Source organism: Streptomyces sp. Y2F8-2 (genome assembly GCF_014905555.1).
GTDB classification, from domain to species: Bacteria; Actinomycetota; Actinomycetes; order Streptomycetales; family Streptomycetaceae; genus Streptomyces; species Streptomyces cynarae.
In genome coordinates this window covers 162,079-186,091 of sequence record NZ_BNGS01000002.1, presented here as the reverse complement: position 1 = coordinate 186,091, position 24,013 = coordinate 162,079, and the positions used below count along the sequence as shown (strand labels likewise).

21 protein-coding genes are annotated in these 24,013 nt (G+C 71.5%); 10 read left to right on the top strand and 11 right to left on the bottom strand.

Annotated elements, in window-relative coordinates:
- Nucleotides 1-41: 41 nt before the first annotated feature.
- Entirely contained in the window at nt 42-878 is an 837-nt protein-coding gene (locus SY2F82_RS06200; protein ID WP_308437750.1) for an aldo/keto reductase, read from the bottom strand.
- Nucleotides 879-1,496: 618 nt separating this feature from the next.
- Between SY2F82_RS06200 and SY2F82_RS06195 the strand changes: the two genes are divergently transcribed.
- The gene (locus SY2F82_RS06195; RefSeq protein ID WP_200417947.1) at nt 1,497-2,282 is read left to right on the top strand and encodes a Tat pathway signal sequence domain protein; all 786 of its coding nucleotides are present in this window, start codon (nt 1,497-1,499) and stop codon (nt 2,280-2,282) included.
- A gap of 109 nt (nt 2,283-2,391) precedes the next feature.
- Here the strand turns inward: SY2F82_RS06195 and SY2F82_RS06190 are convergent, their stop codons facing one another.
- Both SY2F82_RS06190 and SY2F82_RS06185 read right to left on the bottom strand, forming a co-directional pair.
- Entirely contained in the window at nt 2,392-4,218 is a 1,827-nt protein-coding gene (locus tag SY2F82_RS06190; protein ID WP_200417946.1) for a long-chain fatty acid--CoA ligase, read from the bottom strand.
- A gap of 329 nt (nt 4,219-4,547) precedes the next feature.
- Nucleotides 4,548-6,035 carry an MFS transporter gene (locus tag SY2F82_RS06185; protein WP_200417945.1) on the bottom strand — a complete coding sequence of 496 codons (1,488 nt, stop codon included), beginning with the start codon at nt 6,033-6,035 and terminating at the stop codon, nt 4,548-4,550.
- Between the two features lie 112 nt (nt 6,036-6,147).
- On the opposite strand from SY2F82_RS06185, the gene SY2F82_RS06180 reads away from it, so the two are divergent.
- Complete coding sequence (locus SY2F82_RS06180) at nt 6,148-7,128, top strand: Lrp/AsnC family transcriptional regulator (RefSeq protein WP_200418602.1); 981 nt, start codon at nt 6,148-6,150, stop codon at nt 7,126-7,128.
- On the opposite strand, the gene SY2F82_RS06175 is transcribed toward SY2F82_RS06180, so the two are convergent.
- A complete protein-coding gene (locus SY2F82_RS06175; RefSeq protein ID WP_200417944.1) occupies nt 7,129-7,992 on the bottom strand; it encodes a LysR substrate-binding domain-containing protein in 864 nt (287 codons plus the stop codon).
- Between the two features lie 185 nt (nt 7,993-8,177).
- On the opposite strand from SY2F82_RS06175, the gene SY2F82_RS06170 reads away from it, so the two are divergent.
- Nucleotides 8,178-9,275 (top strand): bile acid:sodium symporter family protein, encoded by a 1,098-nt coding sequence (locus SY2F82_RS06170; protein ID WP_200417943.1) that lies wholly within the window; start codon nt 8,178-8,180, stop codon nt 9,273-9,275.
- A gap of 167 nt (nt 9,276-9,442) precedes the next feature.
- On the opposite strand, the gene SY2F82_RS06165 is transcribed toward SY2F82_RS06170, so the two are convergent.
- Nucleotides 9,443-10,360: a zinc-binding dehydrogenase gene (locus tag SY2F82_RS06165; RefSeq protein ID WP_200417942.1), complete on the bottom strand. Its 918-nt coding sequence runs from the start codon at nt 10,358-10,360 to the stop codon at nt 9,443-9,445.
- Nucleotides 10,361-10,442: 82 nt separating this feature from the next.
- Between SY2F82_RS06165 and SY2F82_RS06160 the strand changes: the two genes are divergently transcribed.
- Nucleotides 10,443-10,880 carry a MarR family winged helix-turn-helix transcriptional regulator gene (locus SY2F82_RS06160; protein WP_200417941.1) on the top strand — a complete coding sequence of 146 codons (438 nt, stop codon included), beginning with the start codon at nt 10,443-10,445 and terminating at the stop codon, nt 10,878-10,880.
- A 19-nt stretch (nt 10,881-10,899) separates the two neighbouring features.
- Nucleotides 10,900-11,427: an isochorismatase family protein gene (locus SY2F82_RS06155; protein ID WP_200417940.1), complete on the top strand. Its 528-nt coding sequence runs from the start codon at nt 10,900-10,902 to the stop codon at nt 11,425-11,427.
- Nucleotides 11,428-11,603: 176 nt separating this feature from the next.
- On the opposite strand, the gene fdhD is transcribed toward SY2F82_RS06155, so the two are convergent.
- The 5 genes from fdhD to SY2F82_RS06130 are packed head-to-tail and all read right to left on the bottom strand — an operon-like array spanning nt 11,604 to nt 18,033.
- Entirely contained in the window at nt 11,604-12,452 is an 849-nt protein-coding gene (fdhD, locus tag SY2F82_RS06150; RefSeq protein WP_200417939.1) for a formate dehydrogenase accessory sulfurtransferase FdhD, read from the bottom strand.
- Between the two features lie 7 nt (nt 12,453-12,459).
- The gene (locus SY2F82_RS06145) at nt 12,460-13,320 is read right to left on the bottom strand and encodes a 2Fe-2S iron-sulfur cluster-binding protein (RefSeq protein ID WP_200417938.1); all 861 of its coding nucleotides are present in this window, start codon (nt 13,318-13,320) and stop codon (nt 12,460-12,462) included.
- Nucleotides 13,317-15,140, bottom strand: a complete 1,824-nt coding sequence (locus tag SY2F82_RS06140; RefSeq protein WP_200418601.1) for an NADH-ubiquinone oxidoreductase-F iron-sulfur binding region domain-containing protein — start codon at nt 15,138-15,140, stop codon at nt 13,317-13,319. The genes SY2F82_RS06145 and SY2F82_RS06140 overlap by 4 nt, the downstream gene beginning before the upstream one ends.
- A 5-nt stretch (nt 15,141-15,145) precedes the next feature.
- Nucleotides 15,146-17,065 (bottom strand): molybdopterin oxidoreductase family protein, encoded by a 1,920-nt coding sequence (locus SY2F82_RS06135; RefSeq protein WP_200417937.1) that lies wholly within the window; start codon nt 17,063-17,065, stop codon nt 15,146-15,148.
- Entirely contained in the window at nt 17,062-18,033 is a 972-nt protein-coding gene (locus tag SY2F82_RS06130; RefSeq protein ID WP_200417936.1) for a 2-dehydropantoate 2-reductase, read from the bottom strand. The genes SY2F82_RS06135 and SY2F82_RS06130 overlap by 4 nt, the downstream gene beginning before the upstream one ends.
- A 234-nt stretch (nt 18,034-18,267) precedes the next feature.
- Here SY2F82_RS06130 and SY2F82_RS06125 point away from each other — a divergent pair, with 234 nt between their 5' ends.
- The 4 genes from SY2F82_RS06125 (at nt 18,268) to SY2F82_RS06110 (ending at nt 21,672) form a co-directional block, all read left to right on the top strand.
- Complete coding sequence (locus SY2F82_RS06125; RefSeq protein ID WP_200417935.1) at nt 18,268-19,599, top strand: OFA family MFS transporter; 1,332 nt, start codon at nt 18,268-18,270, stop codon at nt 19,597-19,599.
- The gene (locus tag SY2F82_RS06120; RefSeq protein ID WP_200417934.1) at nt 19,574-19,738 is read left to right on the top strand and encodes a hypothetical protein; all 165 of its coding nucleotides are present in this window, start codon (nt 19,574-19,576) and stop codon (nt 19,736-19,738) included. The genes SY2F82_RS06125 and SY2F82_RS06120 overlap by 26 nt, the downstream gene beginning before the upstream one ends.
- 150 nt (nt 19,739-19,888) lie before the next feature.
- Nucleotides 19,889-20,836, top strand: a complete 948-nt coding sequence (locus SY2F82_RS06115) for a beta-ketoacyl-ACP synthase III (protein WP_200417933.1) — start codon at nt 19,889-19,891, stop codon at nt 20,834-20,836.
- 158 nt (nt 20,837-20,994) lie between these two features.
- Complete coding sequence (locus SY2F82_RS06110) at nt 20,995-21,672, top strand: GntR family transcriptional regulator (protein ID WP_200417932.1); 678 nt, start codon at nt 20,995-20,997, stop codon at nt 21,670-21,672.
- Between the two features lie 48 nt (nt 21,673-21,720).
- Here SY2F82_RS06110 and SY2F82_RS06105 read toward each other — a convergent pair whose 3' ends face one another.
- Nucleotides 21,721-22,548, bottom strand: a complete 828-nt coding sequence (locus SY2F82_RS06105; protein ID WP_200417931.1) for an NAD(P)H-binding protein — start codon at nt 22,546-22,548, stop codon at nt 21,721-21,723.
- Between the two features lie 269 nt (nt 22,549-22,817).
- On the opposite strand from SY2F82_RS06105, the gene SY2F82_RS06100 reads away from it, so the two are divergent.
- Nucleotides 22,818-23,999, top strand: coding sequence for an ROK family transcriptional regulator (locus SY2F82_RS06100; RefSeq protein ID WP_200418600.1), 1,182 nt, complete (start codon nt 22,818-22,820; stop codon nt 23,997-23,999).
- Nucleotides 24,000-24,013 lie beyond the last annotated feature (14 nt).

Here is a 24,013-nt window from a genome sequence, read left to right as displayed (position 1 = left end):
CGCCGTCGCGGCGGCTCCGGGGCGCGTCGTCCAGCCTTCGGTCAGCCCATGTCGAACGTCGCCGGGTTCGGGCCGAGGCGGCGGTCCTCGTTCAGCGCGCTGATCGCCGCCATGTCCTCGGTGTCCAGCGAGAAGTCGAAGACCTCGATGTTCTCCCTGATCCGGGCCGGGGTCACGGACTTCGGAATCACGATGTTGCCGAGCTGCACGTGCCAACGCAGCACGATCTGGGCCGGGGTGCGGCCGTGCTTCTGTGCGATGGCGACGATCGCCGGCACCTCGAGAAGGCCCTTGCCCTGGCCGAGCGGCGACCAGGCCTCGGTCGCGATGCCCTGCTCCGCGTGGTACTCACGGGCGGCGTGCTGCTGCAGGTGCGGGTGCAGCTCGATCTGGTTGACCGCCGGGGTGACGGAGGTGGCCTCGATCAGCGTCTCGAGGTGCTCCGGAAGGAAGTTGGAGACGCCGATCGCCCGGGCACGACCGTCCGCGTGGAGCTTCTCGAAGGCCTTGTACGTCTCGACGAACGTACCCCGGGACGGCAGCGGCCAGTGGATCAGGTACAGGTCCACGTACTCCAGGCCGAGCTTCTCCAGCGACGTGTCGAAGGCGCGCAGCGTCGCGTCGTACCCCTGGTCGCTGTTCCAGAGCTTGGTGGTGACGAAGAGGTCCTCGCGGGGGATGGCGGACGCGGCGACAGCCTTGCCGACGCCCTCCTCGTTGCCGTAGATCGCCGCAGTGTCGATGCTGCGGTATCCGGCCTCCAGGGCGGTGGTGACCGCGCGCTCCGCCTCGTCGTCCGGCACCTGCCAGACGCCGAAGCCCAGCTGGGGCATCTCGACGCCGTTGTTCAGGATGATCGGGGGGACCTTGCTGCTCACGAGCTCTCGATCCTTCAGTCGTCGGGTGGTGCTCCTATCGTCAACGATCACCACCTTACGTGCATTCCTGACCGGCGGGTTCCCCGTCACGTCTCGACGACAACCGCACATTGGCCGGAAATGGATCCGACCTCATCGGTCCGGACCATTGACCGGGCCACGCCATCCCGCAACTCTGTATCGCGGCACCGAACTCAGTGCTGAACCTGGTACATCCATGTGAACCACGCGCCTGCCTGGCCGCCCTGCCTGGGCTCACCGACCCCCATTCGCTGGAAAGCAGGTACGCACACATGAACGAGAAGGCGTACAGAGCCTGTCCGCCGGGGCAAGGCTCTCGGGAGACATCGGAGGAAAGGGTCCCGGCAGGCGCCCTCGACTGACCGGGGCGCCAGGGCGCGGCGACCCGCGAAGGACAACTCCGCGCAACCGCACGGGAGTTGGACGGTACGGCTCCGCGGCCGGGAGGCCGCCGAGCCGTACCGCACTCGCACCGCCACCACGCGCGTACCACGTCACCCGCACCCGGGCCACCGACGACCTCCACGGCCTGGGCGCCTTCCGATCACGAACGAGCAGCTCGGGACGGCACATCCCTTCGCAGCGAGGTGAACAGTCATGAACCCCACCAGAAGAACCCTGCTGAGCGCGGCCCTCGGCGGCACGGCGGCCGCGGCGGTCGGTCTGCCGACGGCCACGGCGCGAGCGGCCTCCTGGCAGTTGAAGTGGTCCCCCTCGGCGAGGGACGACGGCCTCGGCGCCTTCGAGACCGTCGAGGACGACCGCGCGGACTCCCACCCGGCCGGGCACCCGCACATCTTCGCCACCGGCGACAACTGGCGCTTCAACATGCACACGGCCGACCGCGACACATCGACCGACCGGCAGCGCCAGGAGGTCACCGGGCTCCGCACGAGCAGCAGCAGTTACCTCAAGTGGACCGAGAGACAGACCTGGCGGATCACGTACTCGATGTACATCCCCAGCTCCCTGAAGGCGACCACCACCTTCACCCACATCATGCAGATGAAGCAGCCCGGCACCGGCACCTCCCCGATCGTCGTGCAGTCGCTGCGGCGCGTGAACGGCGTGCAGACCATCGAGCTCAAGCTGGCGATCGACGACATCCTGGTCGGCCGGACCGACCTGGAGCCGCTGCACGACAAATGGACCGACGTGGACTTCCAGATCAAGGTCGGCGACGGCTCGTCGGGCTCGGTCCGCTGGATCCTCAAGAGCGGCTCGACCACTGTCGTCGACAAGTCGAAGACAGGCGTCGACACCTTCCTCGCCGACCGGGTGCGGCCCAAGTGGGGCATCTACCGCTCCCTGGGCGACACCTCCGGGTCCCTGCGGGACACCTACCTCCTGCTCACCAACCTCCGCGGCTACCAACTGGCTTGACGGCGGTGGCCTGGAGAACCCCCGCCGGACATGGATCGGAACGTCCACACGCCACCCGCGAAGGGGGGACGGTCGAGCCGGCCCGAGGGGCAGGGGCGCTGCGCCGGGTTCAGGTCCGGTACAGGGCCTCGACCTCGCTCGCGTACGCGTTCTCGATGGCCTTGCGCTTGAGCTTCAGCGACGGCGTGAGGAGCCCGTGCTCCTCGGTGAACTGGTGGGCGAGGATGCGGAACGTACGGATCGACTCGGCCTGCGAGACCAGCGTGTTCGCGGCGACCACCGCGCGCCGCACCTCCGTCTCCAGGTCCGGGTCCCGCACCATCTGGGCCGGGGACAGCTTCGGCTTGCCCTGCATCTGCAGCCAGTGCTCCACGGCCTCCGAGTCCAGTGTGACGAGCGCGGCGACATAGGGGCGGTCGTTGCCGACGACGATGCACTGCGCGACCAGCGGGTGGTCCCGTACGCGCTCCTCGAGCAGCCCGGGGGAGACGCTCTTGCCGCCGGAGGTCACCAGGATCTCCTTCTTGCGCCCCGTGATCGTGAGATAGCCGTCCTCGTCGAGTGAGCCCAGGTCGCCGGTGGCGAGCCAGCCGTCGTGGAGGGTCTGGTCGGTCGCCTTGGGGTTGTTGAGGTAGCCCTGGAAGACATGGGCGCCGCGCAGCCAGATCTCGCCGTCGTCCGCGATGTGCACGGTGGTGCCGGGGATCGCCTGGCCGACCGTGCCGTAGCGGGTGCGCTCGGGCGGGTTGGCGGTCGCCGCAGCCGTCGACTCCGTCAACCCGTAGCCCTCGTAGATGTGCACGCCGGCGCCCGCGAAGAACAGGCCGAGCCGGCGGTCCATCGCCGAGCCGCCGGACATCGCGTGCCGTACCCGGCCGCCCATCGCGGCGCGGATCTTGGCGTACACGACCTTGTCGAAGAACTGGTGCTGCATGCGCAGGCCCGCCGACGGACCGGGGCCGGTGCCCCACGCCTTGGCCTCCATCGCGTCCGCGTACTTCACGGCGACCTCGACCGCCTTCTCGAACGGCCCGGAGCGCCCTTCCTTCTCGGCCTTGCGGCGGGCCGCGTTGAACACCTTCTCGAAGATGTACGGCACGGCGAGGAAGAACGTCGGTCTGAACGCGGCGAGATCGGGCAGCAGCGCCGCCGCGTTCAGCTGCGGCTGGTGGCCGAACTTGACCCGGCCGCGGATGGCCGCGACCTCCACCATCCGCCCGAAGACGTGCGCCAGCGGCAGGAACAGCAGGGTCGCCGCCTCGTCGCCCCGCTTGGAGTGGAACACCGGTTCCCAGCGCTCGATGACCGTGTCGGCCTCGAACATGAAGTTGCCGTGCGAGAGGACACAGCCCTTGGGGCGGCCGGTGGTGCCGGAGGTGTAGATGACGGTGGCCACCGTCTCCGGTGTGACGGCCTGCCGATGCCGGTGCACCACCTCGTCCTCGATGGGCGCGCCCGCGTCGTACAGCTCCTGCACGGCGCCCGCGTCGAGCTGCCACAGCCGGCGCAGCTGCGGAAGCCGGTCGATGACCGTGGCGACGGTCATCGCGTGGTCCTCGTGCTCCACCATCGCGGCCACCACCTGCGCGTCGTGCAGCATCCAGAAGACCTGCTCGGCCGACGAGGTGGGATAGACAGGGACGACCTGGGCGCCGATCGTCCACAGCGCGAAGTCGAAGAGCGTCCACTCGTAGCGCGTGCGGCACATGATCGCGACGCGGTCCCCGAAGCGGACGCCCTGGGCCAGCAGCCCCTTGGCGAGCGCCATCACCTCGTCACGGAACTCCGCGGCGGTCACATCGCGCCACCGGCCCTGCTCGTCCTTGCGGCCGAGGGCGACACGGAGCGGATCTTCCTGGGCATACTCGAAGACGACATCGGCCAGGCCGCCCACCGGCGGCGCCGACGCCAACGGAGGGTTGGTGAACTCGCGCAATCCCCGCTCCCGGCTCCTTGGTTCGCCTGCGGGGTGCTCCAGCCGGTCAGGCTCACTGGTGGCGCTCCGCACAGCGCCGTGAAAGCTACCCCACCCCGGGGCCGGGCGGGAGAGGGCTGGGAACCCCGGAACTCCTCATAAACGCACAGGTCAGCCGTGGAAAATGCGAGCACAAAGGGAAGGGGCGGACAGAATCCCTTACGGCGGCGTAAGTTCCGGTGCCGTAATCTCCACGGAATCTGTACGGGGCGATTACCGCGCCGCACGCCCTACCGGTGAGTAGGGCGGAGCGGTGGCCGGTGCCTTCCGCCGGCCACCGCCCCCGGCGGTCACCCCTGCCGTACCACTGTCTTCTTCAGCGTCCGCGGCGCGGATCCTGTCACTCGGTCCTGCGGCTGCCGCACCAGAACCAGCACGGCCGCCCCCGCGACCAGCCCCACCACGCCGGCCGTCACCAGCGCCGCGTCGAGTCCGGAGGCGAAGGCGGTGCGCAGGGCGTGTCCGGAGAACGTGCCGCGCAGAGCCCCGGCTCCGCCGCCCGCCAGGGTGTGGGCCGCGACGTGCGGCAGCGTGTCGCCCATCCGCGAGGTCAGGACGGTACCGAAGACGGCGACCCCCAGCGCGTACCCGAGCTGGCGGACGGTGTTCACCGCGCCCCCCGCCATGCCCGCGCGCTCGGGCGGCACCGCGGCCAGCGCGGCCCCGGCGACGGTGGGTGAGACGAACCCGGTGCCCACGCCCACCAGGACGAACCCCGGCACCAGCACCGTCCAGCCGGAGCCCGCGTCCAGAACGGCCTGGCACAGACACCCCGCCGCCGTCAGCAGCAGACCGCCCCCGATGGTCAGCCGCGCCGGCGCCCCGTGCAGCAGCCGCCCGACCAGGACCGCGACCACCATGGCGGCGACCGTCAGCGGCAGCAGGGTGAGCCCGCCGCGCACCGGACTCATCCCGAGCAGCGTCTGCATCCAGATCGAGACGTACGGCGTCACACCGAACGCCACCCCGTTGAAGGCGAACGCCCCCACCATCACGCCCACGAACGCCGGCTTGCGCAGCAGCGACAGGTCGAGCAGCGGATGCGCCACCCGCCGCTCCACCAGCACGAAGCACACCAGCGCCAGCGCGGCCGACGCGAACGCCCCGAGCGCCGGCGAGGAGGTCCAGCCGTCCTCCCCGGCCCGCACCACCGCGTACGTGGTGCCGCCCGCGAAGGCGGCGAAGGCGACCGTGCCCGCCCAGTCGACGTTCATTCCGCGCGGACCCCGCGACTCCGGCACCACGCGCAGGGTCAGCGCCACCGCGAGCACGCTCACCGGCAGATTCACGAAGAAGATCCACCGCCAGCCCGGGCCCTCGGTGAGCACCCCGCCGAGCACCGGCCCGACCGCCGCTGCGGCACCGCTGACCGCGCCCCACACCCCGAGCGCCGCAGACCGCTGCCGCCCCTGGTAGACCGAGCCGAGCAACGGCAGGGTCGTCGCGAACATCGCCGCCGCTCCCACGCCCTGCACCGCACGCGCCGCCACCAGTGCCACCGGCCCGGAGGCGAGCCCGCACAGCAGCGACGCGGCCGCGAACAGCACCACACCCACGACGTGCACCCGGCGACGTCCCAGAAGGTCGGCGGCGGCCCCCATTCCCAGCAGAAGGGCGGCCAGCGCGAGCGCGTACCCGTCGACCACCCACTGCAGATCGCTCAGCGACGTGTGCAACGACCGCGCCATGTCCGGAAGCGCGACGACCACGATCGTCACGTCCAGCAACAACATGAACGTGCCCAGGCACACCGCCGTGAGCGGCCCCCATGTACGCATGTCCCCCTGCTTTCTGTCCGATGTGTGCGAGACGTTCGTACGATGGGCGCGGGCGCGGCCGATCACGGGGTCATCGGCGTCCGGGCGCCGGAATCCGACGGGGGAAGCCATGATGCGGATGGAATCCGACACCTTCGATGCGCTCGATCTGCAATTGCTGTCGGCGCTGGAGATCGACGGCCGCGCCTCCTTCAGCCGGATCGCAGCCGTCCTCGACGTCTCCGACCAGACCGTCGCGCGCCGCTACCGGCGGCTGTGCGCGGAGGGCGGGCTGCGGGTCGTGGCGATCCGCGACGCCCACCGGCTCGGCCACGACCAGTGGATGCTGCGGGTCCGGTGCACGCCCGACAGCGCGGTGGCCATAGGCGACGCGCTCGCCAAGCGCCCCGACACCAACTGGGTCGGGCTCATCTCCGGCGGTACCGAGGTGCTCTGTCTGACCCGGCCGCGCAGCCAGGGCGACCACGACGACCTGCTGCTCGGCAAGCTGCCCCGCACCCCCAGCGTGCTGGAGATCCGCGCCCACCAGGTGCTCCACCGGTTCTACGGCGGCGTCCACGGCTGGGTGCGCAAGTTCGGCGCCCTGAGCACCGACCAGATCGCCGCCCTCCGCCCCCGTCCGGTGCCCGTCCCGGGACCGGCCCGCATCGACCCGGAGGACGAGCCCCTGCTGGCCGTCCTCGAGCGGGACGGGCGCGCAGGCCACCCGGAACTGCAGCGTGCCACCGGTCGCTCGGAGTCCGCCGTCAAGCGCCGCCTGACGTCCCTGATCGCCTCCGGCGCCGTATACATCGACGCGGAGTTCGACAACGAGCTCTTGGGGTTCCCCGTCGCCGCAATGCTGTGGATCACGACCGCCCCCGCCGCCCTGCACTCCGTCGGCGAGGCGCTCGCCGGCCACGACCGGATCGCCCACGCCTCCGCGACGGCGGGCCCCTCGAACATCGTGGCGAGCGCCCTGGCGAGGAGCACGGCGGACCTCTATGCGTATCTCAGCGGGCCCCTGGGGCACCTCGACGGTGTCCGGCACGTGGAGGTGACGCCGTTCCTGCGCAGGGTCAAGCAGCTCACGTATCCGCGGCCGGTGCGGTGACTATCGCCGGTGCAGCCGGTCGCCGCCCGCCAGGATCGTGGACGCCAGCGCCTGGGCCGCGCTGTGGGCGGGGCCTTGTCGCTCTTGGTGCACCAGGACGAAGTCGACCTCACCCAGGTCCGGCAGGCCCGCACGCTCGGGGATCCTGACCAGGCCCGGAGGGATGAGGCCCCGGGAGTGGGCCATCACGCCGAGGCCGGCGCGGGCCGCCGCGATCAGGCCGTTGAGACTGCCGCTGGTGCATGTGATGCGCCAGGGCCGGCCCTGTTTCTCCAGGGCCTGAAGTGCGCGGGCGCGGGTGATGCCCGGCGGCGGGTAGACGATCAGCGGAACCGGGCGGTCGGGGTCCAGACGCAGCCGCTCCGCGCCGATCCACACCAGCTTGTCGTGGCGGACCAGTTCGCCGCGCGGGTCCTCGGGGCGCCGCTTGGCCAGCACCAGGTCGAGCCGGCCCGCCGCCAGCCGTTCGTGCAGCGTGCCCGACAGCTCGACCGTCAGCTCCAGATCCACCTCGGGGTGCTCGTACCGGAAGCCCTCCAGGATCTCCGGCAGCCGGGTGAGGACGAAGTCCTCGGAGGCGCCGAACCGCAGCCGGCCGCGCGGCCGGGTCCCGGTGAAGAACGCCGTCGCCTGCTCGTGCACCTCCAGGATCCGCCGAGCGAAGCCCAGCATCGCCTCGCCGTCCTCGGTCAGCTCCACGGAATGCGTGTCCCGCAGGAAGAGCGGTCGCCCGGTCGCGTCCTCCAGCCGCCGCACGTGCTGGCTCACCGTGGACTGGCGCAGCCCCAGCCGCCGGGCGGCCTGCGTGAAACTCAGCGTCTGGGCCACGGCGAGGAAGGTACGGAGGTGGGAGGGGTCGTACATGGCTCCCGCAGCTTATCGTGATTCGTGATGACAGTCAGAGCAGTATGCGGGATTCCCGATCACGAGGCGGTGGAGGACCATGGAGAGGGCACGACCGTGCCCCCGCACCGGGCACGATCGTGCCCCTGCACCGGACGTCAGCGAAGTAGTGGAGCACTGTGAAACGCCTGCGATGGCCGCGTCGGATGCCCGTCGACCCGTACATCCTCCTGTTGCTGGGGACCGTGGGGCTCGCCGCCCTCGTTCCGGCGCGGGGCACGGCCGCGAGCGTCACCTCCGGTGCCTCCACGGCCGCGATCGCCTTCCTCTTCTTCCTGTACGGGGCCCGGCTCTCCACCCGTGAGGCGCTGGAGGGGCTCCGGCACTGGCGGCTCCACGTCACCGTGCTCGCCTGCACCTTCGTGATCTTCCCGCTGCTGGGTCTGGCGGCCCGCGGCCTGGTGCCGGTGTTCCTGACGCACAACCTCTACACGGGGCTGCTCTTCCTCACCCTCGTCCCCTCGACCATCCAGTCGTCGATCGCCTTCACCTCGATCGCCCGCGGCAACGTGCCCGCCGCGATCTGCGCGGGCTCCTTCTCCTCCCTCGTCGGCATCGTCATCACCCCGCTGCTCGCGGCGGCCCTGCTGGGCGACAGCGGCGGCGGATTCTCGGCGGACTCGCTCGTCCAGATCGTGTTGCAGCTGCTGGTGCCGTTCCTCGCGGGACAGGCCCTGCGGCGCTGCGGAGTCAGAAGGGGCCGCGCGATGGGGGTCCCCCCAGGCGTCAAGCTCTGGGGGAGCGTCGAGCAGTTCGGTGGTGGGCGACGGGAGGGCGGGTTCGTCACCCGGCACAAGAAGGTGCTCGGGCTCGTCGACCGCGGCTCGATCCTGCTGGTCGTCTACACCGCGTTCAGCGAGGGCATGGTGCGCGGCATCTGGCACCAGGTGAGCCCGCTCCGGCTCGGCGGCCTGCTCGTCGTCGAGGCCGCGATGCTCGCCGTGATGCTGGCGCTGACCTGGTACGGCGGCCGTGCCCTCGGCTTCGGCCGGGAGGACCGGATCGCGATCCAGTTCGCCGGGTCGAAGAAGTCCCTCGCCTCCGGGCTGCCCATGGCGAGCGTCCTGTTCGGCGCACAGGCCTCCCTCGCCGTGCTCCCGCTGATGCTCTTCCACCAGATGCAGCTGATGGTCTGCGCGGTGATCGCCAAGCGCCGGGCCCACGACGCCGACAGCCCGGCGGTCGGCCCGGAGCCCGCCGCGGCGTCACGCACCGCGGTCCGTACGGGGACACGTTCCGGCTGAGGTTCGCCCGCGCGGACCGTGGTGAGGCCGTTGGTGCCCGGGGCACGGTGGTCGTGAGGCCCTTGGTGCCCGGGACACGGTGGTCGTGAGGCCGTTGGTGCCCGGGACGCGGTGGTCCGGGGCTGGCCGGCTGACGTCCGGACCGCCGTCGGACGGCCGTTGGCGGCTCAGGGGCGCAGCACGACCTTGCCGAGGTTGCCGCGCGACTCGATGACCGCGTGCGCCTTCGCCGCCTCCTCCAGCGGGAACTCGGCGTGCACGACGGGCTTCAGCGCGCCCTCGCCGAACAGCCGCCACAGCTCCTGCCGCCACCGCTCGTACAGCTCCGGCTTCCCGCGGGCGATCCGCGCCATCTGGAAGCCGATCACGGACTTGGCGCCCACCAGCAGGTCGTACGCCTGAACGGTGCCGCCGCCCGAGCTGTACGCGACGAGCCGGCCGCCCGGCGCGAGCGCGGCGACGGCCGGGCCGAGCAGGTCGCCGCCCACCGCGTCGAGGACGTAGTCGACGGGATCACCCCACTCCGGGGCGTCGTAGACGACCACCTCGTCGGCGCCGAGCGCACGCACGAGCTCCGCCTTGCCGGCGCCGGACACGGCGCCCACGACACGGGACGCCCCGTGCACCCGGGCCAACTGCACGGCGAGATGGCCGACACCGCTCGCCGCCGCCGTGACCAGGGCCGACTCGCCCGGCTCGGGGCGTGCCGCCTGCAGCGCGCCGAGCGCGACCAGCCCGCTGCGGACCAGCGCGACGGCGTCGACGGCGCTCGCCGTACCGGGGACCGGAGAGGCCATGGCCTCGTGCAGGACGGCGAAGTCGGCATAACCGTGCCCGAAGCACAGTCCCGTCACCCGGTCGCCGGCCCGGAAGCGGGTGACGCCCGCGCCCACCGAGACCACCTCGCCGGCGATCTCACCGCCGAGCGCAATCGGCTCGGCGGCCTCGGTGACCTTGCGCACGACGGGCAGCGTGACCCCGACGGCCTCGCAGCGCACGAGCAGTTCGCCGGGGCCCGCCTCCGGGACGGGTGCCTCCTCCAGGAACAGGGGGCCGCCGGTGGACTCGTACCGGACGCGACGCATCGCACCTCCAGGATCGTTGGGAGTCCCAACGGTATCGCAAACTCGTGGGGACTCCCAACGATTTTTTCGCTAAGCTGCGGCCATGGCCGAGGCTCCCCTTCCCGCGATCCGCTCCCTGCCGAGCTGGCTCCTCGGCCGTGCCGCCGCCCGCGGTCGCGCCCTGGTGGCCGACGCCCTCGCCGCCGAGGGCATGAAGATGTGGCACCACGTGGTGCTCTCCGCCGTCCGCGACCTCGCCCCGGTCGCCCAGGCCGACCTCGGCCGCGGTATCGCGCTCGACCCGAAGGACCTGGTCGGCATCCTCAACGACCTGCAGGCGGCGGGTCTCGTCCTCCGCGAGCCCGACCCCAGGGACCGCCGCAAGAACGCGGTGTCGCTCACCGAGGAGGGCGCCCGGCTGCTGAAGCGCTGCGAAAAGGCGGCCCGCGAGGCGAACGACACACTGCTCGCCCCGCTCTCCGCCAACGAACGCGATCGGTTCATGGATCTGTTGATCCGTATTTCCGGTACGGACGGCTGACGACGGCTAACGTTCCGTCATGACCGCACCTGACGCACTCGATCCGGCGCGCACGGCCCTCGTGCTCGTCGACCTGATGGACCGCATCGTCGCCCTGCCTCTGGAGCCACGCAAGGGCACGGACGTCCTCGCCACGGCCGAGGGGCTGGCGGACGCCTTCCGCTCGGCCGGCGCTCCCGTCGTCCTCATCCGCGTCGAGCGCCTCGGCGTCGCCGAACAGCCGCCCGGCAGCGGCCTGGTGGCCGGTCTGCTCCGGGACGGCGACCTCGAGGTGGTGAAGCGGACGATCGGCGGCTTCCAGGGCACGGGCCTGGACGAGCGCCTGCGCGAACGCGGCGTCACCACCCTGGTGTTCGGCGGCATCGCCACCAACCTCGGCGTGGAGTCCACCGCCCGCGCCGCCGCCGACCTCGGTTACGACCTCCTCTTCGTCGAGGACGCCATGGCCGCCTTCACCGCCGCCGAGCACCGGGCGTCGGTCGGGCTGGACTTCCCGCGCCTGGGATCGGTCGTGGCCGCCTCGCAGGTGCGGCTCACGACCGGTTGACACGTCGGAGCCGGTGCCCCGGGCTCTCAGACGAGCAGCCCGCCGCCGTCCACGACCACCACCGAGCCCGTGCTGTAGCCGCAGCGCATCAGATAGCGAGGGTACAGCGGGCCCCGGCGGCGCAGGGGGCGCTCCCCGCCGGCCGGGGTCCCCGCCGCCGTGTCGCGGGGAGGCGGTCAGCCCTGGGCGGCCGTGGCCCGCAGGGCGATGCGGTCCTCGCCCGCGTACACGTTCATGGAGCTGCCCCGCAGGAAGCCCACCAGGGTCAGCCCGGTCTCCGCGGCCAGGTCCACGGCCAGCGAGGAGGGCGCCGACACGGCGGCGAGGACCGGGATGCCCGCCATCACGGCCTTCTGCGCCAGCTCGAAGGAGGCCCGGCCCGACACCAGCAGGATCGCGCGGGACAGCGGCAGGTCCCCGTTCTGCAGGGCGCGGCCGACCAGTTTGTCCACCGCGTTGTGCCGGCCCACGTCCTCCCGTACGTCGAGCAGCTCGCCGTCCTCGGCGAACAGGGCCGCGGCGTGCAGGCCCCCGGTCCGGTCGAAGACCCGCTGGGCCGCGCGCAGCCGGTCCGGGAGGCCCGCCAGCAGTTCCGGCTCCACCCGCACCCGGGGCGTGTCCGCGATCGGCCAGCGCGCCGTCGTACGGACCGCGTCCAGGCTGGCCTTGCCGCACAGGCCGCAGGAGGAGGTGGTGTAGACGTTGCGTTCCAGCGTGATGTCCGGGATCGCGACACCGGGCGCGGTCTTCACGTCCACCACGTTGTAGGTGTTGGAACCGTCCACGGTGGCGCCCGCGCAGTAGACGATGTTCTGCAGGTCACGGTGATCGCCCAGCACGCCCTCGCTGACCAGGAACCCGGCGGCGAGCGCGAAGTCGTCGCCGGGTGTGCGCATGGTGATCGCCAGCGGCTTCCCGTTGAGCCGGATCTCCAGCGGTTCCTCGGCCACCAGTGTGTCCGGGCGGGACGAGACCGCCCCGTCGCGGATGCGGATCACCTTGCGTCGTTCCGTGACTCGTCCCATGTCCTGATCAGCCCCGGTTCTGTACGTGCTGGTAGCCGAAACGGCCCTTGATGCAGAGGTTGCCGTGGGTCACCGGGTTGTCGTGCGGGGAGGTGACCTTCACGATCTCATTGTCCTGCACGTGCAGCGTGAGGTTGCAGCCCACACCGCAGTAGGCGCAGACCGTGGTGGTCCGGGTCTGCGCCGACTCGTCCCAGGTACCCGCCGCGCGCATGTCGAACTCCGACCTGAACGACAGCGCGCCCGTCGGGCACACCTCGATGCAGTTGCCGCAGTACACGCACGCCGAGTCGGTCAGCGGCGCGTCGTGTTCCACGGCGATCCGGGCGTCGAAGCCGCGCCCGGCGACGGAGATGGCGAAGGTGTTCTGCCACTGCTCGCCGCACGCGTCGACGCACTTGTAACAGAGGATGCACTTGTCGTAGTCGCGCACGTACAGGTCGTTGTCGATCCTCGGCTGCTCGTCCACGCGGGCCGCGTCCGGGCCGAAGCGGTCCGGCTTCGCCTCGTACTCCTTGATCCACTCGGCGGCCCCGGGTGTGGTGGACAGGTCCACCGAGGACGCGAGCAGTTCCAGCACGACCTTCCGGCTGTGCCGGGTGCGCTCGGTGCCGGTCCGCACCTCCATGCCCGGCTCGGCCTTCCGTGAGCAGGCCGGGACGAGGGTCCTCGACCCCTCCACCTCGACCACGCAGACGCGGCAGGCGTTCTTCGGGGTGAGCGTGTCGCCCTGGCAGAGGGTCGGCACGTCCTTCCCGGCGGCACGGCACGCGTCCAGGATCGTCGAGCCCTCGAGCACCCTGACCTCCTGCCCGTCGAGGGTGAACTCGACGAGCCTGCGCGGCACCCCCAGCGGTATCGCGGTCATGCGTACGCCCCCAGACGGTCGATGGCGGATTCCACGGCGTTCCACGCGGTCTGCCCGAGACCGCAGATCGAGGCGTCCCGCATCGCGCGGCCCACCTCCCGGAGCAGGGCGATGTCGTCGGCGGCGTCGGCGCCCGTACGCTCCACGATCCGCTGGAGCGCCTCCTGCTGGCGCACGGTCCCCACCCGGCACGGCACGCACTGCCCGCACGACTCCTCGCGGAAGAACTGCGCGATGCGCAGCAGCAGCCGAGGAAGGGGAACCGTGGCGTCGAAGGCCATGACGACGCCCGAGCCGAGCGTCGTGCCCGCCTCCCGCGTGCCTTCGAAGGTGAGCGGGATGTCCAGCTCGTCGGGGCGTACGAAACCGCCGGCCGCACCGCCCAGCAGCACCGCGCGCAGCCGCTCCCGCGCACCCGCGAGCGTCAGCAGTTCGCCGAGCGTGGCGCCGAACGGAAGCTCGTAGACGCCCGGCCGCTCCACACTGCCCGACACGCAGAACAGCTTCGGCCCTGTGGACGTCTCCGTGCCGATCGCCGCGTACGCGGACGCGCCCATCGTGAGGATCGGCAGCACATTGACCAGGGTCTCGACGTTGTTCTCCACCGTCGGCTTGCCGAACAGGCCCTTCTCCACGGGGAACGGCGGCTTGGAGCGCGGCTCGCCCCGGTACCCCTCGATGGAGTTGAACAGGGCCGTCTCCTCCCCGCAGATGTAGGCGCCCGCCCCCCGCCGGATCTCGATGTCGAAGGCGTATCCCTGGCCGAGGACGTCGTCACCGAGCAGGCCCCGCGCGCGTGCCTGCGCCAGGGCGTGCTCCAGGCGGCGCAGCGCCCGCGGGTACTCGCCGCGCAGATACAGATAGCCCCGGTGCGCTCCAACCGCGTACCCCGCGACCGTCATCGCCTCGACGAGCGCGTACGGGTCGCCCTCCATCAGCACGCGGTCCTTGAAGGTGCCCGGCTCGGATTCGTCGGCGTTGCACACCAGGTAGTGCGGGTGGTCGGGCTGGGATGCGGTGGCCTGCCACTTGCGGCCGGTGGGGAAGGCGGCGCCGCCACGTCCCAGAAGACCGGAATCGGTGACCTCGCGGATCACCCCGGCCGGGCCGAGCTCGAACGCCCGGCGCAGGGCCGTGTAGCCGCCGTGGGCGCGATAGTCGTCCAGGGAGGACGGATCGACGACGCCGACCCGGTGCAGCAGCCTCAACGACGGGTCTCCGACCTGGGGCACCGCCATCGCCGCCTCCGGCTCCTCCGGTGCCGAGTCGGGCGCGGTGGCGGCGAGGACGGCCCCCTCCACCGTCCCCGGCGCCGACACCGCCGTACGCACCGGGTCGCCCGCCCTGATCGCGAGTGCCGCCGGGGCGCGTTCGCACAGGCCCAGGCACGGGCTGCGCTCGACGCTCACCCCGCTGCCCGGGCCGAGCCGAGCCTCGGCACCGGCGCACACCTCGCCCGCCCCGGCAGCCGTGCAGGCCAGGTCCGTGCAGACGTGCAGCACGGTCGCCGGGCGGGGCCCGACCGAGAACATCGCGTAGAACGTCGCCACGCCATACGCCTCGGCCGGCGGCACGGTCAGCCGCCGGCACAGGTAGTCGAGGCCGCCCTCGCTGATCCAGCCGACCCGGTCGTTGAGCGCGTGCAGCCCCGGCAACAGCAGGTCGCGGCGGTCCCGGGCCGCGCGGCCGCCGCGGGCCCACCTCAGGTCGGCGTCCGTACGGTCGGCGCCCTCCCACGAGGACTCCGGCGGGCCCAACAGGGCGTCGACGGCCGCCCGTTCCTCGTCCGTCGGCTTGCTGTCGCCGAAGTGCAGGTCCACTTGCGTCACCTCACGATGGTCGCGACGGGCAGCTTCTCGATCCGGATCGCCGACGCCTTGAACTCCGCCGTGCCCGCGATCGGGCAGTTCGCCTCGATCGTCAGCTGGTTGGTGTCCACCTCGTCGGGGAAGTGCATCGTCATGAAGGCGAGCCCGGGCCTGAGGCCGGTGTCGACCCACACCGGGGCGACCACGGACCCGCGCCGCGAGGTCACCCGCACCTCCTCGCCGACGACGACCCCGTAGCGCTCGGCGTCCTCCGGGCACAGCTCCACGTACTCGCCGCGCCGGAGCGGAGAGGCGTAACCGCCGCTCTGCACCCCGGTGTTGTACGAGTCGAGCCGCCGCCCGGTGGTCAGCCGGATCGGGTACTGCTCGTCGGTGAGGTCGACGGGCGGGTCGTGCCGGACGATCCCGAACGGGGCGGGCGTGCCGCGCCTTTCCGGGTCCGTCTCCCACAACCGACCGTGCAGGTAGGTGGGTTCGAGCCGGTCCGTGCTCGGACACGGCCACTGGATGCCCTGGTGTTCCTCCAGGCGCGCGTACGTCATCCCGTAGTGGTCCGGCGACACCGACCGCAGCTCGTTCCACACGGCCTGCGCGTCGGCGTACTTCCACTCGTGGCCCAGGCGTGCCGCCAGGTCGCAGAGGATGTCGATGTCCTCGCGCGCCTCACCGGGCGGCGTGACCGCACGCCGTACCCGCTGCACCCGGCGCTCGCTGTTGGTCGTCGTGCCCTCGGTCTCCGCCCAGCCGGCCGTCGCCGGCAGCACCACGTCCGCCAGCTCGGCGGTCTTCGTCAGGAAGATGTCCTGCACGACGAGGAAGTCGAGCTGCCGCAGCCGCCGCACGGCCTGTTCGCTGTCCGCCTCCGACTGCGCCGGGTTCTCCCCGATGCAGTAGACCGCCCGGAGCGAGCCCTCCTCCATCGCCTCGAACATCTCCGTCAGGTTCAGCCCGTAGTGCGGCTGGATGACGGTGTCCCAGGCGGACTCGAACCGGTGGCGCGCCTCGGGGTCGAGGATGTCCTGGAAGCCGGGCAGACGGTTCGGGATCGCCCCCATGTCGCCGCCGCCCTGGACGTTGTTCTGGCCGCGCAGGGGTTGCAGCCCGGAGCCGTAGCGGCCCACGTGACCGGTGAGCAGAGACAGGTTGATCAGGGCGCGGACGTTGTCGGTGCCGTTGTGGTGCTCGGTGATGCCGAGGGTCCAGCACAGCTGGGCGCGCTCGGCGCGGGCGTAGGCGTGGGCCAGCTCGCGGATGGCGCGGGACGGTACGCCCGTCACCTTCTCGGCGAGCGACAGCGTCCACGGCTCGACCAGCGCCTTGTACTCCTCGAAGCCGGTGGTGGCCCGCTCCACGAACGCCTCGTTGACCAGGCCCGCGTGGATGATCTCGCGGCCGATCGCGTGCGCCATCGGGATGTCCGTGCCGACGTTGAGACCGAGCCAGCTCTCCGCCCACTCGGCGGTGGACGTGCGGCGCGGGTCGACGGCGTACATGCGCGCGCCGTTCCTGATGCCCTTCAGCACGTGCTGGAAGAAGATCGGGTGCGCGAAGCGGGCGTTGGAGCCCCACATCACGATGACGTCGGTGTGCTCGACCTCCTCGTACGACGACGTCCCGCCGCCCGAGCCGAACGCCGCCGACAGGCCCGCGACGCTCGGGGCGTGGCAGGTGCGGTTGCAGGAGTCGACGTTGTTGGTGCCCATCACCACCCGGGCGAACTTCTGCGCCACGTAGTTCATCTCGTTGGTCGCACGGGCGCAGGAGAACATGCCGAACGCGCCGCGGTTGCGGGTGAGGCCCCGGGCGGTGCGGTCCAGCGCCTCCTCCCACGTCGCCGGGCGGAAGGGCTCGTCCCGGGAGTCTCGGACGAGCGGGTGGGTGAGCCGGGTGTAGGTCTTCGGTTCGCGTTTCCTCATGCGGCGCTCCTCAGCGCGAGCAGGTCCGAGATGGCGTGCACGGTGCGCAGGGTGGGCACCTCGACGCCGGTGATCTCCGCCAGCTCGACGACGGCCGCGAGGAGTACGTCGAGTTCGAGCGGCTTGCCGCGCTCCAGGTCCTGGAGCGTGGAGGTGCGGTGGTCGCCGACCCGTTCGGCGCCCGCGAGGCGCCGTTCGATGGAGACGCCGACCGTGCAGCCGAGGGCCTCGGCGACCGTGAGCGTCTCCCGCATCATGATCTCGATGACCCTGCGGGTGCCGCCGTGCAGGCACATCTGCCGCATGGTGGCGCGGGCCAGCGCGCTGATCGGGTTGAAGGAGATGTTGCCGAGCAGCTTGACCCAGATGTCGCTGCGCAGGTCAGGCTCGACCGGGCACTTCAGGCCGCCCGCCCGCATCGCCTCACCGAAGGCCAGACAGCGCTCGGAGATGCCGCGGTCCGGCTCGCCGACGGAGAACCGGGTGCCTTCCAAGTGCCGCACGACACCGGGGCCTTCGAGCTCTGTCGCCGCGTACACCACGCAGCCGATGGCCCGTTCCGGCGCGAGCACCGCACTGACCGCGCCGTCGGGGTCCACGCTCTCGAGGCGACGGCCGTCGTAGGGGCCGCCGTGGCGGTGGAAGTACCACCAGGGGATTCCGTTCTGGGCGGCCACGACCGCCGTCGTGCTGTGCAGGAGAGGCTCGATCAGCGGCCCGCACGCAGCGTACGAGTTGGCCTTCAGCCCAAGGAACACATAGTCGACCGGGCCGATCTCGGCAGGGTCGTCGGTGGCGTGGGCGTGCGCGGTGAAGTCGCCGCGCGGGCTGCGCACCCGCACTCCGTGCCGCCTCATGGCCGCCAGATGCGGTCCACGGGCGATGAGGTGCACATCGGCGCCCGCACGGTGCAGCGCGGCGCCGACGTAGGCGCCGATGGCACCGGCGCCGAGAACTGCGACTTTCACAGGAACACTCCGTTCGGTCGAGGGGGTACCGCGGAGGTGGCTGGAACTGCCGAAGAGGGTCGATACGGGATGTCGACGAAATATTGTCTACAGTATGGAAGTTGGCTCGGCAAGGGTCCGCGCAGCCCGGAAACCGGGCGGCACGACCGTTCGGCGCATCCTGGATACCGCTCACCGCATACGGTCGACCCGCAGGGTTCTCAACTCCCGTCCGCCTTCCTACTGTTCGGGATCATGAGCCCTCCTGTCGCACCCCCGGGATGGAGCCGCTGGCTGGTGCCGCCCGCCGCCCTCTCCGTCCACCTGTCCATCGGCCAGGCCTACGCCTGGAGCGTGTTCAAGCCGCCGCTCGAATCCGCCCTGCACCTCAGCGGCACCCAGAGCGCGCTGCCCTTCCAGCTCGCCATCGTGATGCTCGGGCTGTCGGCCGCGTTCGGCGGCACGCTCGTCGAACGCAACGGCCCGCGCTGGGCCATGACCGTCGCCCTGGTCTGCTTCTCGACCGGCTTCCTGATCTCCGCGCTGGGCGCGCAGACACAGCAGTACTGGCTGATCGTCCTCGGCTACGGGTTCGTCGGCGGCATCGGCCTCGGCATCGGTTACATCTCACCCGTCTCCACCCTGATCAAGTGGTTCCCGGACCGGCCCGGCATGGCCACCGGCATCGCCATCATGGGCTTCGGCGGCGGCGCGCTCATCGCCTCGCCCTGGTCGGCGCAGATGCTCCAGTCCTTCGGCTCAGACCACTCCGGGATCGCGCTCGCCTTCCTGGTGCACGGGCTGTCGTACGCCGTCTTCATGTCGCTCGGCGTCCTGCTGGTACGGGTGCCGCGCAGCGAGGACCACGGAGGCACGGCCGCCGGTCCGAGCGCCTTCGAAGGGGTGCAGGTCTCCGCCCGGAGCGCCGTGCGCACCCCGCAGTTCTGGTGCCTGTGGACCGTGCTCTGCATGAACGTGACCGCCGGCATCGGCATCCTCGAGAAGGCCGCGCCCATGATCACGGACTTCTTCGCGGACACCTCCACCCCGGTGTCGGCCTCCGCGGCGGCCGGCTTCGTCGCCCTGCTGTCGGCGGCCAACATGGCGGGCCGGATCGGCTGGTCGTCTGCCTCCGACCTGATCGGACGCAAGAACGTCTACCGCGTCTACCTGGGCGCCGGTGCGATCATGTACCTGCTCATCGCGTTGTTCGGCGACTCCTCCAAGCCCCTGTTCATTCTCTGTGCGCTGGTGATCCTCTCCTTCTACGGCGGCGGCTTCGCGACCGTCCCCGCCTATCTGAAGGACCTGTTCGGCGCGTACCAGGTCGGTGCGATCCACGGCCGGCTGCTCACCGCATGGTCGACCGCAGGGGTCCTCGGGCCGCTGATCGTCAACTGGATCGCCGACCACCAGAAGGAAGCCGGAAAGCACGGGTCGTCCCTCTACGGCCTGTCCTTCATGATCATGATCGGGCTGCTCGTCATCGGCTTCGCCGCCAACGAGCTGGTCCGGCCGGTCCACCCCCGCCACCACGTCCCCGTACCGAAGGAGGCCGCCGATGGCCGCCGAGAGCAGCCCGCCTGACCTCCCCCACTCTCGGCTTCGCTCGAGCGGGGGGACCCCCATCCCCCTGATCGCCCTCGCCTGGGTGTGGGTGGGGGCGCCGCTGGGCTACGGCCTGTACGAGCTCGTCCTGAAGGCCAAGCAGCTCTTCACCGGGTGACACTGCGAGGCACATCCTCGGGCGTCCGAAGAACTGCGGGAAGCCGACAAGCCGGGCGCCCCATTCCTGTCGTTTCACCTGCCGCCCTACCCGTGAGTCACTGATCAGACTGGTGGATCCCGACACCCACGGCAACGAGGGGAACCACCCATGAACGGCTCACGCATCACCGCCGTCGGCCACTATCAGCCCGCCGAGGTGCTCACCAACGAGGACCTGGCGGGCATGGTCGACACCAGCGACGAGTGGATCAGGACCCGGGTGGGCATCCGCACGCGCCACATCGCCGGAGCCGACGAGCCCGTCGACGAGCTCGCCGCGCACGCCGCCGCCAAGGCGCTGGCGGCGGCCGGCCTGGCGCCCGGCGACATCGACCTCGTCCTGGTCGCCACCTGCACCGCCGTCGACCGCTCGCCGAACACGGCGGCCCGCGTCGCGGCCCGGCTCGGCATGCCGCAGCCCGCAGCGATGGACGTCAACGTCGTCTGCGCCGGTTTCACCCACGCGCTCGCCACCGCCGACCACGCCGTGCGTGCGGGCGCGGCGAGCAGGGCACTCGTCATCGGCGCCGAGAAGATGTCCGATGTCACGGACTGGACGGACCGTACGACATGCGTGCTGGTCGGGGACGGTGCGGGAGCCGCCGTGGTCGAGGCGTGCCCCGCCGGTGAGGAGCCCGGGATCGGGCCCGTGCTGTGGGGCTCGGTGCCCGAGATGGGGCACGCGGTCCGGATCGAGGGCACGCCCGCTCGGTTCGCGCAGGAAGGGCAGAGCGTGTACCGGTGGGCGACGACCCAACTGCCGCCCATCGCGCGCCGGGTGTGCGAGCGGGCCGGGATCGCGCCCGAGGAGCTCGCCGCGGTCGTGCTGCACCAGGCCAACCTGCGCATCATCGAACCGCTCGCGGAGAAGCTGGGCGCCGTGAACGCGGTCGTCGCGCGCGACGTCACAGAGTCGGGGAACACCTCGGCGGCGAGCATCCCGCTCGCCCTGTCGAAGCTCGTGGAGCGCGGGGAGATCTCGAGCGGTGAACCCGTGCTGCTGTTCGGGTTCGGCGGGAACCTCTCGTACGCGGGACAGGTGATTCGCTGCCCGTGAGCGGCCGTTCGTGGGTCGTCGTCCGTCAGCCGGACGGCCGTGTGGCGTAGCCGACTTCCCGCGGGGCCGGCCCTTGTGTGCCGGTAGACTGTAGACGAAAGACAATTCATACTGGCTTTCCGGCTACCGCGCCGCCGTTGCCCTGGAGGGGGACCGCGATGTTGTCGACAGGACTGCCGCAGGGAGCGGTGCCCAGGCTGGAGCGGCCGGGCCCGTTGCGCGACCGTGTCTACGAGGCGCTGCTCGAACTCATCACCACGCGTGCCCTCCAGCCGGGCCAGCACCTCGTCGAGAGTGAGCTCGCCGGGCACCTCGGGGTCTCCCGGCAGCCGGTGCGCGAGGCGCTGCAGCGGCTGAACACCGAGGGGTGGGTCGATCTGCGGCCCGCCCAGGGGGCGTTCGTGCACGAGCCCACGGAGGCGGAGGCCGACCAGCTCCTCACCGTCCGTACGCTGCTGGAGGCGGAGGCCGCGCGGCTCGCCGCCGCGAACGCGGACAGCGCCGGTGTCGCGGTTCTGGAGGAGCTGTGTGCCGAGGGCGAGCGGGCCGTGGCGCAGGACGACGTGGACGGGGCGGTCGCGCTCAACGCCCGCTTCCACGCGAAGGTGATGGAGCTGGCGGGCAACGCGGTCCTCGCGGAACTGGCGGGGCAGGTCGACCGCCGGGTGCGCTGGTACTACACGCCGGTCGCCCGGCAGCGCGGCCGGCAGTCGTGGATCGAACACCGCGAGCTGATCGCGGCGATCGCGGCCCGCGACGAACAGCGAGCCACCCACCTCATGCGCGAACACACCGAGCACACGCGGCGGTCGTACCACGAGCGACCGAGGTCGTAGTCCGGCGCTGCCGGCCTCTGCGTCGTCCGCCCCACCGAGTAACACCCGTCAGAAAGCGTCCGCGTGCGCCCGAGCCCACTCCCGGAACGTGCGCGGCTCCCGGCCCGTCACCTCCCGCACCGTCGGCAGCACCTGTGACTCGTCCAGGGTGCCGTCCACGAAGAAGCTGAAGAAGGCGTCGACGTACGGCTTGGGCATGCGGGACTCCAGCTCGGTGCGCGCCTCCTCGTTCGTGAGGCCGACGGCCCGCAGGTCCCGGCCGAGCGCCTCGCCCAGGATGCGCACACGATCGGCGGGCAACAGCGCTTCGGGGCCCGTCACTTCGAGAGATCGGCCCGCCCACTCGTCCGACAGCAGGGCGCGCGCGGCGACCCGCGCGATGTCGTACGGATCGATGTCGGTCGTGTACGTGTCCGGGAACGGCACCCGCACGGTGTCGCCCTTGCGGATCTGGTCCGCCAGCTGCAACGCGTTGGACATGAAGCTCGTGCACCGCAGCGACGTCCACGCCAGCCCGGACTCCCGCACCGCCGTCTCGGCCTGGATCAGGTAGCCGGCAACCGCGTTGCCGGTGTCGCCCGTGCCCGCCGACCTCCCGGACAGCAGGGCGACCCGCTCCACCCCTGCCGCCCGCGCATCCGCCAGGATCTGCCGCTGACCCCCGTAGCCCGGCATCAGGAACATCGCCCGTACACCGTCGAGCGCTTCCCGCACCGTCTCCGGCCGGTTCAGGTCGCCTGCCACGGCCGTCACCCCCGGCGGCAGGCCCTCCGACCGGCCGGCGCGGCTCAGTGCCCGCACCGGCTGCCCCGACTCCGCCAGGACGCGGACGAGTTCGGCACCCACGTTCCCCGTGGCACCCGTCACCAGAATCACACGGTCCCCCTCTCCCTTGCCGGGCCACGGACGGCCCGGCCCCGACGTGGTGCGTGCTCATCCTGCGGGCCGGTGCGCGACGGCGCCAGTGCGCCGTCTGCGCATCCTGGGTCTTTGTCCTGCGAGTGGAGAAAGTTGGCGGTAATCTCTGCGCAACTTCTTCCCAGTCCCGGCAGTCGCTGCTACGTTCCCTCCGAAAGCAAGCCACAGAAGTGGCCGGAAACCGGCGCGCACAGGCCGATTGAGGCGGGGAGGGGCTCGTGAGACGGATGACGGCTCGACCCGCCAACGCCCATCAGGCCCGGCTGCTGAAGCTGCTGCGCGACGGCGGCCCCAACTCCCGCGCTCAGCTCGGCGACCAGGTGGACCTCTCGCGGTCCAAGCTGGCCGTTGAGGTCGACCGGCTCCTGGAGACGGGACTGGTCGTCGCCGACGGTCTCGCCGCCTCCCGGGGCGGCCGCCGCTCGCACAACGTCCGTCTCGCTCCGAACCTCCGCTTCCTGGGCGTCGACATCGGCGCGACCTCGGTCGACGTCGCGGTCACCAACGCCGAACTGGAAGTGCTCGGCCACCTCAACCAGCCCATGGACGTGCGCGAGGGCCCCGTCGCGGTCTTCGAGCAAGTCCTTGCCATGGCCGCGAAGTTGAAGACATCCGGCCTGGCGGAGGGCTTCGACGGTGCCGGCATCGGCGTCCCGGGACCGGTCCGCTTCCCCGAGGGCGTCCCCGTGGCACCCCCGATCATGCCCGGCTGGGACGGCTTCCCGGTGCGGGAGGCCCTCAGCCAGGAACTCGGCTGCCCGGTCATGGTCGACAACGACGTGAACCTGATGGCGATGGGGGAGCAGCACGCGGGCGTCGCCCGCACCGTGGGCGACTTCCTCTGCGTCAAGATCGGCACCGGCATCGGCTGCGGCATCGTGGTCGGCGGTGAGGTCTACCGGGGCACGACGGGCAGCGCGGGGGACATCGGGCACATCCAGGCCGTGCCCGAAGGACGCCCGTGCGCCTGTGGCAACCGGGGCTGCCTGGAGGCCCACTTCAGCGGCGCGGCACTCGCCCGTGACGCGCTGGAGGCCGCCCACCAGGGACTCTCGGCCGAACTCGCCTCCCGCCTGGAGACGAACGGCACGCTCACCGCTGCCGACGTCGCCGCCGCGGCAGCCGCGGGCGACGCCACCTCCCTCGACCTCATCCGGGAGGGCGGCACCCGTACCGGCCAGGTCATCGCCGGCCTGGTCAGCTTCTTCAACCCCGGCCTCGTGGTGATCGGCGGCGGGGTGACCGGCCTCGGCCACACCCTGCTCGCCGCGATCCGCACCCAGGTCTACCGCCAGTCGCTGCCGCTCGCGACCGGCAATCTTCCCATCGTCCTCGGCGAGTTGGGCCAGAACGCCGGTGTCATCGGCGCGGCCCGCCTCATCAGCGACCACCTGTTCTCACCCGCGTAAGCAACCGCCGCACG

Excerpts from the sequence above, each read along its gene's own strand:
- SY2F82_RS06195 (WP_200417947.1), top strand. The coding sequence starts at position 1,497 with ATGAACCCCACCAGAAGAACCCTGCTGAGCGCGGCCCTCGGCGGCACG.
- SY2F82_RS06185 (WP_200417945.1), bottom strand. The coding sequence starts at position 6,035 with ATGCGTACATGGGGGCCGCTCACGGCGGTGTGCCTGGGCACGTTCATG.
- SY2F82_RS06180 (WP_200418602.1), top strand. The coding sequence starts at position 6,148 with ATGCGGATGGAATCCGACACCTTCGATGCGCTCGATCTGCAATTGCTG.
- SY2F82_RS06175 (WP_200417944.1), bottom strand. The coding sequence starts at position 7,992 with ATGTACGACCCCTCCCACCTCCGTACCTTCCTCGCCGTGGCCCAGACG.
- SY2F82_RS06170 (WP_200417943.1), top strand. The coding sequence starts at position 8,178 with ATGCCCGTCGACCCGTACATCCTCCTGTTGCTGGGGACCGTGGGGCTC.
- SY2F82_RS06165 (WP_200417942.1), bottom strand. The coding sequence starts at position 10,360 with ATGCGTCGCGTCCGGTACGAGTCCACCGGCGGCCCCCTGTTCCTGGAG.
- SY2F82_RS06160 (WP_200417941.1), top strand. The coding sequence starts at position 10,443 with ATGGCCGAGGCTCCCCTTCCCGCGATCCGCTCCCTGCCGAGCTGGCTC.
- SY2F82_RS06155 (WP_200417940.1), top strand. The coding sequence starts at position 10,900 with ATGACCGCACCTGACGCACTCGATCCGGCGCGCACGGCCCTCGTGCTC.
- fdhD (WP_200417939.1), bottom strand. The coding sequence starts at position 12,452 with ATGGGACGAGTCACGGAACGACGCAAGGTGATCCGCATCCGCGACGGG.
- SY2F82_RS06145 (WP_200417938.1), bottom strand. The coding sequence starts at position 13,320 with ATGACCGCGATACCGCTGGGGGTGCCGCGCAGGCTCGTCGAGTTCACC.
- SY2F82_RS06135 (WP_200417937.1), bottom strand. The coding sequence starts at position 17,065 with ATGAGGAAACGCGAACCGAAGACCTACACCCGGCTCACCCACCCGCTC.
- SY2F82_RS06125 (WP_200417935.1), top strand. The coding sequence starts at position 18,268 with ATGAGCCCTCCTGTCGCACCCCCGGGATGGAGCCGCTGGCTGGTGCCG.
- SY2F82_RS06120 (WP_200417934.1), top strand. The coding sequence starts at position 19,574 with ATGGCCGCCGAGAGCAGCCCGCCTGACCTCCCCCACTCTCGGCTTCGC.
- SY2F82_RS06115 (WP_200417933.1), top strand. The coding sequence starts at position 19,889 with ATGAACGGCTCACGCATCACCGCCGTCGGCCACTATCAGCCCGCCGAG.
- SY2F82_RS06110 (WP_200417932.1), top strand. The coding sequence starts at position 20,995 with ATGTTGTCGACAGGACTGCCGCAGGGAGCGGTGCCCAGGCTGGAGCGG.
- SY2F82_RS06100 (WP_200418600.1), top strand. The coding sequence starts at position 22,818 with ATGACGGCTCGACCCGCCAACGCCCATCAGGCCCGGCTGCTGAAGCTG.